The 12229-nt window shown below is 65.6% G+C and carries 6 protein-coding genes and 2 pseudogenes; 3 read left to right on the forward strand and 5 right to left on the reverse strand.

Annotated elements, in window-relative coordinates:
* Positions 1–247: 247 nt before the first annotated feature.
* From lpdA to aceE, 3 genes are read right to left on the reverse strand one after another with little or no spacing between them, the layout of a single operon-like run.
* Entirely contained in the window at positions 248–2011 is a 1764-nt protein-coding gene (gene lpdA / locus IPK65_00090) for a dihydrolipoyl dehydrogenase (GenBank protein ID MBK8161589.1), read from the reverse strand.
* A gap of 5 nt (positions 2012–2016) precedes the next feature.
* Positions 2017–3333 carry a dihydrolipoyllysine-residue acetyltransferase gene (aceF, locus tag IPK65_00095; protein MBK8161590.1) on the reverse strand — a complete coding sequence of 439 codons (1317 nt, stop codon included), beginning with the start codon at positions 3331–3333 and terminating at the stop codon, positions 2017–2019.
* A gap of 18 nt (positions 3334–3351) precedes the next feature.
* Complete coding sequence (aceE, locus tag IPK65_00100) at positions 3352–6015, reverse strand: pyruvate dehydrogenase (acetyl-transferring), homodimeric type (protein ID MBK8161591.1); 2664 nt, start codon at positions 6013–6015, stop codon at positions 3352–3354.
* 312 nt (positions 6016–6327) lie between these two features.
* Between aceE and IPK65_00105 the strand changes: the two genes are divergently transcribed.
* The 3 genes from IPK65_00105 to pyrC all read left to right on the forward strand — a co-directional run bounded on the left by IPK65_00105 (position 6328) and on the right by pyrC (position 10233).
* On the forward strand, positions 6328–7812 hold the full coding sequence (locus tag IPK65_00105) for a leucyl aminopeptidase family protein (protein ID MBK8161592.1): 1485 nt from the start codon (positions 6328–6330) through the stop codon (positions 7810–7812).
* A 264-nt stretch (positions 7813–8076) separates the two neighbouring features.
* Positions 8077–9078: a molybdopterin molybdotransferase MoeA gene (locus IPK65_00110; GenBank protein ID MBK8161593.1), complete on the forward strand. Its 1002-nt coding sequence runs from the start codon at positions 8077–8079 to the stop codon at positions 9076–9078.
* A 123-nt stretch (positions 9079–9201) separates the two neighbouring features.
* On the forward strand, positions 9202–10233 hold the full coding sequence (gene pyrC, locus IPK65_00115) for a dihydroorotase (GenBank protein MBK8161594.1): 1032 nt from the start codon (positions 9202–9204) through the stop codon (positions 10231–10233).
* 34 nt (positions 10234–10267) lie between these two features.
* Here the strand turns inward: pyrC and IPK65_00120 are convergent.
* Positions 10268–11331 (reverse strand): annotated as a pseudogene (locus tag IPK65_00120) (sulfate ABC transporter ATP-binding protein).
* Between the two features lie 18 nt (positions 11332–11349).
* Positions 11350–12226: pseudogene (gene cysW / locus IPK65_00125) on the reverse strand (sulfate ABC transporter permease subunit CysW).
* Positions 12227–12229: the final 3 nt, after the last annotated feature.

Consider the following 12229-nt stretch of genomic DNA (forward strand, 5'->3'; position numbering starts at 1 on the left):
TGAGGTGTAGTTTACCGCAACCCAAAAACATTGGGGACAGCTTTCATGGGCGATCGGGGACAGATTTGAAATCTGTCCCCGGGGCTTCGGTTTCCAGCGAACCTCGGTCATGCCTGCAGGATAGTCGGGCGCGACGCAAGCGTGGGTCAGCGGAAGGTAAAAATGTGTAAATCCGATTAAGAATCTGGGGACAGATTTCAAATCTGTCCCCCGTAGGGGGGCCGCTGCCTGGTTACGCCTTCGCGGCCTATTTGCGCTTCGGTGCGTAGATGTCGGTGCAACTGCCTTCGGCGACCTCGGCGGCGAAACTGAAGGTCTCGGACAGCGTCGGGTGCGGGTGCACCGTCAGCGCAATGTCCGCGATATCCGCCCCCATCTCCAGCGCCAGGACCGCCTCCGCAATCAGCTCGCCGGCGTTCGGGCCGACCATCGCGGCACCGATGATCCGGTGCTGCGCATCGAACAGCACCTTGGTCATGCCCTCGTCGCGCCCCAGCGACAGCGAGCGACCGCTCGCGGCCCACGGGAACACGCCTTTTTCGTAGGCGATGCCCTCGGCCTTGCACTGGTCCTCGGTCTTGCCCATCCACGCGACCTCGGGATCGGTGTACGCCACCGCCGGGATCGTCCGGGCATCGAAGTAGGACTTCAGGCCGGCGATCACCTCGGCCGCGACCTTGCCCTCGTGGGACGCCTTGTGCGCCAGCATCGGCTGGCCGATGACATCGCCGATCGCGAAGATGTGCGGCACATTGGTCCGTTGCTGTTTGTCGGCCGCGATGAACCCGCGTTCGTCGACACGGACGCCGGCCTTGTCGGCTGCAATCAACAAACCGTTCGGGCTGCGGCCGATCGCGACCAGCACCTGATCGAAGGTATCGCTGGCCGGTGCGTCCTTGCCCTCGAAACGGCACACCAGCCCGTCGGCGGCCGGTTCGATCGCAGTGACCCTGGTATTCGTGAAAATGGCCTCGTAGCGCTTCTTGATCCGCCGCTCCAGCGGCCGCACCACATCGCGGTCGGCACCGGGGATCAGACCGGGCGACAACTCGACGATCGTGACCTTGGCGCCCAGCGCGTCAAAGACCGTCGCCATCTCGAGGCCGATGATGCCGCCGCCGACGACCAGCAGCCGGCCCGGCACCTGCCGGATCTCCAGCGCGTCGGTCGAATCCATGACCCGGGGGTCATGCCACGGGATGAACGGCAGCTTCGTGACCCGCGAGCCGACCGCGATGACGCAATACTGAAAACCGATCACGGTCCTGCCGCCGTCGGCAGCCTCGACCTCGATCGTATGCGGCGACGTGAACCTGCCGTAGCCCTGCACGATCCGGACCTTGCGCTGGCGCGCCAGCCCTTTCAGACCGCCGGTCAGCTTGCCGACCACGGCATTTTTGTGGGCGCGCAGCTTGTCGAGGTCGATCTCGGGCGTGTTGAATCCGACGCCGATGTCGTGGAACTCCGCGGCCTCGTTGATCACCTGCGCGGTATGCAGCAGCGCCTTGGACGGGATGCAGCCGACATTCAGGCACACGCCGCCGATGTCCGGATAGCGCTCGATCAGCACCACCTGTTTGCCGAGGTCGGCGGCGCGGAACGCCGCCGTGTAGCCACCCGGTCCGGACCCGAGCACGACGACCTCGGCCTCGATGTCGACCTTGCCGTGGTGGGTTGCGGCGGCCGGCGCCGGTGTCACGACAGGCGCCTGATCCGGCCGGGCCGGCTGCGCCGCCGCCTTGCCCGGCGGTGCGGCCGACGGGGCCGCGGCGGCGGTCTCCAGCGTCAGTATCGAACTGCCTTCCGCGACCTTGTCACCGAGCGCCACCAGCACCTGCCTGACGACGCCGGCCTGCGGCGACGGGATCTCCATCGAGGCCTTGTCGGACTCGACCGAGATCAGCGAATCCTCGGCGCCGACCGTATCGCCGGGCTTGACCAGGATTTCGATCACCTCGACACCGGAAAAGTCGCCGATGTTGGGCACCTTGATTTCGATGACAGTGCTCACGGTGATTACGCCAGGGTCTTCGGGTCGGCCAGCACGCCGCACAGAAAGGTCGTGAACCGCGCGCCGTCCGCACCGTCGATGACCCGGTGGTCATAGGACAGCGCCAGCGGCAACATCAGCCGCGGCACGAATTCCTTGCCGTTCCACACCGGCTGCATCTTCGAGCGCGACACGCCGAGGATCGCCACTTCCGGCGCATTGACGATCGGCGTGAACTTGGTGCCGCCGATGCCGCCGAGACTGGAGATCGTGATGGAGCCGCCCTGCATGTCCGCGGGTTTCAGCTTCTTGTCGCGCGCCCTGGCACTGATCTCGCCGAGTTCGACCGCGAGGTCGACCAGGCTTTTCCGGTCGACGTTCTGCACCACCGGCACGACCAGCCCGTCCGGCGTGTCGACCGCGATCCCGACATTGAAATATTTCTTGAACACCAGGTTCTCACCGCCGGCATCCAGCGACGAATTGAAGCGCGGGTATTCCTGCAGCGCCTTGACGATTGCCTTCATCAGGAACACCAGCGGCGTGATCCGGATGTCCCTGGCCTTGTGCTCGGCCGCCATCGCCTTGCGCAGCGCCTCCATGTCGGTGATATCGGCCTCGTCGAACTGTGTCACGTGCGGGATCGTGACCCAGTTGCGGTGCAGGAACTGGCCGGTCAGTTTGTTGATCTTGGTCAGCGGCCGGGTCTCGACCTCACCCCATTTGGCAAAATCGATCGCGGGCAGCGGCGCGACCTGCAGACCGCCGGCCGCCGGCAGGCCCTGGGTCATGACCTGTTTGACGAAGGCCTTGACGTCGTCCTGGGTGATCCGGCCCTTGCGTCCGGAACCGCCGACCCGGCCGAGATCGACACCGAGCTCGCGGGCGAACTTGCGTACGCCGGGGCTGGCATAGGCCCGGGCGAATCCGGCCTCGTCGAACCGGCCCGGCGTCGCCACCGGCGCTGCCGGTGATGGCGCGGCCCGTACCGGCGCCGCGGCGGGCGCGGCCGGCTTTGTCGTGACGGGCGGTGACGATGGAGCGGGCGCGGCGGCCGGGGCCTCTTTCACTGTCTTGGCCGGGGCCGCCGCGGCGGTGGCGCCACCGGCGCCGGGCTCGAGCAGCAGGATCAGACTGCCTTCCGAGACCTTGTCACCGACCTTGATCTTGAGCTCCTTGACGGTGCCGGTCTCCGGTGACGGGATCTCCATCGATGCCTTGTCGGACTCGACCGAGATCAGCGAATCCTCGGCCTTGACCGTATCACCCGGGGCGACCAGGATCTCGATGACCTCGACATCGGAGAAATCACCGATATTCGGAACCAGAATCTGCTTGCTCATGACCGGATTCCCCTGTGGCTACGCATACAGGGGGTAGCTCTTTTCGGTGTCGATGCGGTACTTCGCGATCGCCTCGCCGACCTTCGCCAGCGGGAACCTGCCCTCATCGGCCAGCGCCTTCAGCGCCGCGATGACGATATGGTGGCTGTTGACCTCGAAATGCTTGCGCAACTGGGCGCGGGTGTCGCTGCGGCCGAAGCCGTCGGTGCCAAGCACCTCGTAACGTCCCGGCACCCAGCGCCGGATCTGTTCGGCATAGTTGCGGATATAGTCGGTCGCCGCGATGAACGGGCCGCCGCGTCCGGCAAGACACTCGCTGACATACGGTGTCCGCGCCGGCGCGGCCGGATGCAGCCGGTTCCAGCGCTCGACCGCCTGCGCCTCGCGGGCCAGCTCGTTGAAACTGGTCGCGCTCCAGACGTCGGCCTGAACGCCCCACTCGGCGGCCAGAAGCTCGGCGGCGGCGATGACCTCGCGCAGGATCGTGCCGGAGCCGAGCAGCTGCACCTGTGCGGCCGCGCCCTTTGCGGCATTGAACAGATACAGTCCCTTGATAATGCCCTGCTCGACCCCGGCCGGCATCGACGGGTGGAAGTAGTTTTCGTTCATCGCCGTGACATAGTAGTAGACGTTCTGCTGCTCGACATACATCCGGCGCAATCCGTCGTGGATGATCACGGCCAGTTCGTAACTGAAGGTCGGGTCGTAGCTGATGCAGTTCGGAATCGTCCCGGCCAGCACCAGACCGTGGCCGTCCTGGTGTTGCAGGCCTTCGCCGGCCAGCGTGGTACGGCCGGCGGTGCCGCCGATCAGGAAACCGCGCGCCTGCATGTCGCCGGCGGCCCATGCCAGGTCTCCGATGCGCTGGAAACCGAACATCGAATAATAGATGTAGAACGGGATCGTGCTGACACCGTGCGAGCTGTAGGCGGTCGCGGCCGCGATCCACGACGACATCGCGCCGGCCTCGTTGATCCCTTCCTCAATGATCTGGCCGCTCTTGTCCTCCTTGTAGAACATGATCTCGTCCTTGTCCTGCGGCGTGTACAGCTGACCGACGGACGAATAGATCCCGAGCTGGCGGAACATGCCCTCCATGCCGAAGGTGCGCGCCTCGTCGGGCACGATCGGCACGATGTACTGGCCGATCTTCTTGTCGCGGCACAGCAGCGTCAGCAAGCGGACATAGGCCATCGTCGTCGACATCTCGCGGTCACCGCTGCCCTCCAGCAACGGCGCGAACACCGACAGGTCCGGGATCTCGAGCGGTGGCGCCAGGGTGCGGCGCACCGGCAGGTAGCCGCCCAGCGCCTGGCGGCGCTGATGCAGATACTGCATCTCCGGGCTGTCCGCCGGCGGCATGAAGTACTTGCCTTCGGCCGCATCCTCGTCGGACAGCGGGATGTTGAAGCGATCGCGGAATGCGATCATGTCCTCGGCATGCAGTTTCTTCTGCGAATGGGTGCGCATCTGGCCTTCGCCGGCCGCCCCCATGCCATAACCCTTGACCGTGTGCGCCAGGATCACGGTCGGCTGGCCGACATGATTGACCGCGGCATGATAGGCCGCGTACACCTTGTGCGGATCGTGGCCGCCGCGGTTCAGCGACCAGATGTCGGCGTCGGTCATCTTCGCGACCATTGCCTTGAGTTCCGGATATTTTCCAAAGAAGTGCTCGCGCACATAGGCGCCGTCCTTGGCCTTGTAGTTCTGGAAATCGCCGTCGACGGCCTCCATCATCCGCTGCTTCAGCAGACCGTCCTTGTCGCGGGCCAGCAGTGCATCCCAGTAGCTGCCCCACAGCACCTTGATCACGTTCCAGCCGGCGCCGCGGAAGATCGCCTCGAGTTCCTGGACGATCTTGCCATTGCCGCGCACCGGGCCGTCGAGCCGCTGCAGATTGCAGTTGACGACCCAGATCAGATTGTCGAGCTTTTCGCGCGACGCCAGCGAGATCGCGCCGAGGCTCTCCGGTTCATCGCATTCGCCGTCGCCGAGGAACGACCACACCTTGCGGCCGTCGGTATCGGCCAGCTTGCGGTCCCGCAGGTATTTCATATAGCGGGCCTGGTAGATCGACATGATCGGCCCCAGTCCCATCGACACGGTCGGAAACTGCCAGAAGTCCGGCATCAGCCACGGATGCGGATACGATGACAGCCCGTTGCCGTCGACCTCCTGGCGAAAATGATCAAGCTGCTCTTCGGTCAGCCGGCCTTCGAGAAACGCGCGGGCATAGGTGCCCGGTGAGGCATGTCCCTGTGAGAAGATCAGGTCGCCGCCGAAACCTGCGCCCGGCGCACGCCAGAAATGGTTGTAACCGACGTCGTACAGGGTCGCCGCCGAGGCAAAGGTTGCGATATGGCCGCCGAGTTCCGCGGCCTTGCGGTTGGCCTTGACGACCATCGCCATTGCATTCCAGCGGATATAGGAGCGGATCCGGTCCTCGAGCGCCGGGTCGCCCGGCATCGGGACCTCAAGCTGGGTCGGGATCGTATTGACGTACGCGGTGTTGGCCGAAAACGGCAGGTGCGTACCGGTACGGCGCGCCATGTCGATCATCTGCTCCAGCAGGTAATGGGCACGCTCGACGCCTTCGTTCGCGATCACGGCATCCAGCGCATCGATCCATTCCTGGGTTTCGATCGCATCGATATCTAGGTATTCTGCTTGCTGAGACATGGTTCCAACCTCGCTATACTCGATCAGCCCGGCACTGCTGAGGTCAATCGTCAGCGGTGGAACGTAAACAGAGTGTTCCGTTTGCACAGGCCGATGCAGGCTGACCCTCGAACCGCTGCGTGGACCCGCAGGTCCGGTCCCGCCACGGCCCGCCAGTCCGCTTGTAGGAAATCGTAGTTGTTTTTGCTACGCTTTTTCTCGCCACCGGATCCGATTCGGCGACCGTGCCAAACCATCAAAATCGGGCAGACATGATCGTGTTTTTCCCCGGTAAGGTCAAGTTGACGCCCGAACTGCCCGGACCTGACAAAAATGAAAGTCACCCTGAAACAACATAATAAAATCCCGGGCGCCGCACCGCTGGCCGCGCTGGAACACCTCGTCGTGCTGCTGCCGGCCTCCCGGCGCCACCGGCCGCCACCGGGGTTCACCGACGCCGGTCTGTTGCTGCAACGACTGCATCAGGCGCAGGGCGACGATGCGACCGGCCCGTTTGCGACCGATCTGCCGAACCGCCGCGCCACGCATGTGGTGCTGGCGCTGGCCGACGACGCGGCCAGTCCGTTCACGCTGCTGACGCTGGCCCGCAAGTTGCTGGCCCCGGTGCTGCAACGCAACCCGCGCCGGATCGGGCTGCTGGTCGCCGGCTTCGCCCCGGAACCGGCACGGCGCGCCGCCGAGGCGCTGGTCGCCGCGGCGCTGGCCGGCCATTTCACACTGCCGACGATCAAGAGCACGCCGGCCAGGGCGCGCCGCCTGAACACGATCGACATCTACGGTGTCGCGGCAGCCCTCGATACCGGACGGCTGACTGCCGAGGCCGCGGGCAATCACCTGGCCCGTTCGCTGACCACACTGCCGCCCAATCTGCTGACGCCCGGTGAATACCGGCGACGGATCGCGTTGCTGGCGCGCCAGCAACGCTGGCAGATGTCGACACTGGACAGCCGGGCATTGCGCCGACTGAAGGCCGGCGCCTTCCTCGCCGTCGCCCAGGGCAGCGCGCGTGACGATGCCTGCATCGTGCACCTGCGCTACACCCCGCCGCGCTCCCGCCGTACGCCGAAGCTGGCCCTGGTCGGCAAGGGCATCTGCTTCGACACCGGCGGGATGAATCTCAAATCAGCCAAACATATGCACGGCATGCACGAGGACATGGCGGGCAGCGCGGTGGCGCTCGGTACGCTGCTTGCCCTGACCCGCCTCAAGGCGCCGTTCCCGATCGACTGCTGGCTGGCGCTGGCGCAGAACCACATCGGCCCGCACGCCTACAAGCAGAACGACGTCGTCACCGCCTGCAACGGCACCACCATCGAGGTCATCCACACCGACGCCGAGGGCCGCATGGTGCTCGCCGACACGCTCGCCCTCGCAAGCCGGGAGAAGCCGCGCCTGATCATCGACTATGCGACGCTCACCGGCGCCTGCGTCTATGCCCTCGGCACCTGCTACAGCGGGGCCTTCACCAACCGCGACGCGCTCATCCCCGAGATCATCGCGGCGGGCCGCGACAGCGGCGAGCGCGTCTGGCCCTTCCCCCTCGACGAGGATTACGACCAGGCGCTGGAGAGCGTCATCGCGGATATCAAGCAATGCACGCTGGAGGGCGAGGCCGACCACATCCTCGCCGCACGCTTCCTGAAGCGCTTCGTCGCCGACCGGCCGTGGCTGCACATCGACCTCTCCGCCGGCAACAGCAAGGGCGGCCTGGCGCACATCCCGACCGACGTCACCGGCTTCGGCGTGCGCTTCACGCTCAATCTGCTGCTGGATCGGAAGATCCTGGAGAGGTCCTAGGAAAAAGACGCGGCGAAGCTGGGGCCACTAATTTGGGGTCAGAGTAAAAACCCAGGGGAGACCGGTATTCACCAGGGGCAATGAATTGTTTTTACTCTGACCCCAAATTCGCAAATTCGCGGCCCCAAATCCGGGATTGCAGACGCGGAAACACGTCGCGGGGGCATGTAACCCCGGATTTCGTAATCTTTCATCTTCGTAAACAGTCCGCGTATACTGCGAGGATTCCCGATCATCCCGATACCAGCACAGAAAGGGCCTACCATGAGCGAGCCATCCCCACTCACCGAGGCGCAGCAGAGGTTCAGCGAGGCCATTCCGTTCCGCAGCCTTGGCAGCGAGGCGTGCCCGCTCGAGCAGGCCTGCGGCCGCGTCCTGGCCGCGGATATCAAGGCCCCCACCGACCTGCCGCCCTATAACCGCGCCATCGTCGAGGGCTTCCTCATTCATACCGCCGACGGCGCCGGAGCCTCCGAGGACAAGCCGGTCTCGTTCAGGATCGTCGGCGCCGTCCTGCCCGGCGACAAACAATGCCCGCCGTTCAAGCCCGGCCAGGCGATACGCATCGCAACGGGCAGCCTGGTGCCCGACGGCCCGTATTCCAGCGTGCGCGCCTGGGAGGCGAAGGAAGACGGTGACAGCTTCACCATCACGCGGCCCTTCCCGCCGCGCTTCTTCATCGAGGAGAAAGGCTGCGACCTGAAACAGGGCGCGGTGGCGCTGCCGGCCGGCGCCCTGCTCGACGCCGCCGCGGTCGGCACCGTCGCCTCGCTCGGGATATCCTCCGTCACCGTCGCGGCACGGCCGAAGGTCACGATCTTCGCCTCGGGCGATGAGGTCATCCCGTACACCCAGACGCCGGCCCCCGGCGCGATCCGCGACAGCAACTCGCTGATGCTGGCGGCGGCGGTGACCGGCGCCGGCGCCGTGCCGGTCATCGGCGGCATCATGCGCGACGACTTCGACAGGTTCGTCGCGTCCATCAAGACCGCGCTCGCCGCCACCGACATGATCCTGGTCTCGGGCGGCACCGCGGTCGGCGGCCGCGACTTTATCTCCGACCTGGTCAAGGCCGTCGGCGAACTGGTCGTGGACGGCGTGCCGATGCGCTCCGGCCGCCCGCTCATCATGGGCCACGCCAGGAGCAAGCCGATCGTCTGCGTCGCCGGTCATCCGCCCGAGGCGCTGCGCGGCTTCCGCCTGTTCGGCGTCGCGGCACTCAACCGTTTGACGGGGTGCACGGCGGAACTGCCTAAGGACGAGTGAGGTGTGAGGAGTCAGGAGTGAGGCGAATAAGACTTTCATCTCTGGATAATTAATATGAGCCACGTTTTTTTACACTTCACGCCTAACGCTTAACGCCTCACCTATCAGTTAGTCACGCGCACCATGAATACACTGACTCTCCTCCGCCCCGACGACTGGCACATCCACCTGCGCGACGGCGCTGCGCTGAAGACGACGGTGGCGCACGCGGCGGCGCAGTTTGCGCGCGCGATCGTCATGCCGAATCTGGCCCCGCCGGTGGTCTCGGCGGATCAGGCGCTGGCCTACCGCGCGCGCATCCTGCAGCACGTGCCGGCCGGGCTGACATTCGACCCGCTGATGACGCTGTACCTCACCGACAGCACCCCGGCGGAGGAGATCCGGCGCGCGAAGGCGGCGGGTGTCGCGGCGCTGAAACTGTATCCGGCCGGCGTGACGACCAACTCGGAATCCGGCGTCACGGCGATCGAGAAAGTCTATCCGGCGCTCGAAGCCATGCAGACCCACGACCTGCCGCTGCTGGTTCACGGCGAGGTGACCGATGCCGAGATCGACATCTTCGACCGCGAGGCGGTGTTCATCGAGCGGGTGCTGGCACCGCTGACACGACGCTTTCCTGCGCTGCGCATCGTCTTCGAGCACATCACCACCCGCACCGCCGTCGACTTCGTCACCACCGCGCCTGCGACGATCGCCGCGACCATCACGGCGCATCACCTGCTGTACAACCGCAATGCCCTGCTCGCCGGCGGCGTGCGTCCGCACTATTACTGCCTGCCGGTGCTGAAGCGCGAGACCGACCGCCAGGCGCTGCTGCGTGCGGCCACCTCAGGCAGCACGAAATTCTTCCTCGGCACCGACAGTGCGCCGCACGAGCGGTCGCGCAAGGAGACCGCCTGCGGGTGTGCCGGCTCGTACACGGCGCACGCGGCGATCGAGCTGTACGCCGAGGCCTTCGAACAGGCCGGCGCGCTCGACAGGCTGGAAGGATTCGCCAGCCGCTTCGGCCCCGATTTCTACCGCCTGCCGCGCAACACCGGTCGCATCACCCTGATTCGGCAGGCGTGGGATGCGCCGGAGAGTTATCCGCTGGCCGACGGCACGCTGGTGCCACTGCGGGCGGGCAGCAAGATTGAATGGCGGATTCGCCCCTGAAGGGGACGGATTTGAAATCCGTCCCCGACCCAGATTAAGTTCCCACAAACACCCGCAGGTTGCGCGGCTTGATATACACCCGCGCACCGAGCGTAAGCGGCGCCTGCAGATAACGCTCGCGCGTCAGCTCCACCTCGACCAGGCCGTCCTCCCCCCTTCGCGCTCAAGCTCAATGCGCACCATCGGTCCGATGGTGAAGATACTGCTCACCAGGGCCGCGCCAATTGACCCCTCCGCAGCCGGAGACAGTTCTATCTCGTGCGGGCGCAGATGCACAACCGCGGTGGAACCGGGCGTGAAGGTTGCACCCTCCGGCGCCGGCGCCTTCAGGTCGCCGATGTGCGCCCACCCGTTGTGGACGCGGCCGTGGAACAGGTTCACGCCGCCGAGGAAGCGCGATACGAAGGCCGTTTCCGGCTGTTCATACACCTCGTCCGGCGTTCCGACCTGTTCGATCCGCCCCTTGTTCATCACCACGACCCGGCTCGACACCTCCATTGCCTCCTCCTGATCGTGGGTCACGAAGACACTGGTGACGTGGATCTCGTCGTGCAGGCGGCGCAGCCAGCGGCGCAGCTCCTTGCGCACGTTGGCGTCAAGCGCCCCGAACGGCTCGTCGAGCAGCAGCACCTTGGGCTCGACCGCCAGCGCGCGCGCAAGCGCAATGCGCTGGCGCTGCCCGCCGGAGAGCTGGTTCGGGTAGCGGTCGGCGACGAATCCGAGCTGCACCAGCTTCAGCAATTCATTGACCCGTTCCCGGATCGCCTCCTTGTCCGGGCGCTCGGCCTTTGGACGCACCGACAGGCCAAAGGCGACGTTGTCGAATACGGTCATGTGATGGAACAGCGCGTAATGCTGGAACACGAAACCGACGCCGCGTTCGCGCACGTGGCGCCGGGTGGTGTCCTCGCCGTTGAAGCGGATGCTGCCGCTGTCCGGCTGCTCCAGCCCGGCGATGATACGCAGCAGGCTGGTCTTGCCGCAGCCGCTTGGCCCGAGCAATGCCACCAGCTCGCCGGTCGGGATGGTAAGGTTCACGTCCTGCAAGGCATGGAAGCTGCCGAAGTACTTGTTGACGTTTTCGATGATGATGCTCATGGTCAGGTCTCCTGTCTGTCAGGTGGACGGTACGGCCACCGGCGCAGCAAGCTGCACCGTTTCACGCTGCGCCTGGCCGCGCCACTCGACGAAGCTCTTGGCGGCCAGTGTCACCAGCGCCAGCAGCGCCAGCAGCGAGGCGCACGGCGAAGGCGGCGACGAAGTTGTACTCGTTGTAGAGGATCTCGACGTGCAGCGGCAGGGTGTTGGTCTCGCCGCGGATGTGGCCGCTCACCACCGACACCGCGCCGAACTCGCCCATCGCGCGCGCGTTGCACAGGATCACGCCGTACAGCAGCGCCCACTTGATGTTGGGCAGCGTGACGCGCCAGAAGGTCTGCCAGCCGCTCGCGCCCAGCGTCAGCGCCGCCTCCTCCTCCGCCGTGCCCTGTTCCTCCATCACCGGGATCAGCTCGCGCGCCACGAACGGGAAGGTGACGAAGATCGTCGCCAGCACGATGCCGGGCACCGCAAAGATGATCTTGATGTCGTGCTCGAACAGCCACTGGCCGAACCAGCCCTGTGCGCCGAAGATCAGCACGTATACCAGGCCCGCGATCACCGGCGACACCGAGAACGGCAGGTCAATCAGTGTGATCAGCACACTCTTGCCGCGGAACTCGAACTTCGCGATCGCCCAGGCGGCGGTCACGCCGAACACGAGGTTGAGCGGCACGGCGATGAAGGCCGCGATGAGCGTGAGCTTGATCGCGGCCAGCGCCACCGGCTCCTGCAAGGCGGTCAGGTAGGCCGGAAATCCCTGCCGCAGCGCCTCGGTCAGGACCGCCGCGAGTGGCAGCACGAGGAACAGGCCGAGGAAAGCCAGGCTGACGCCGATCAGCAGGCGGCGGAACCAGACGGGTTCGTTCAGTGTCGGTGATGTGGTCGGGTTCATGGA

This window comes from Gammaproteobacteria bacterium (assembly GCA_016712635.1).
In the GTDB taxonomy this organism is placed as follows: Bacteria; Pseudomonadota; Gammaproteobacteria; order SZUA-140; family SZUA-140; genus JADJWH01.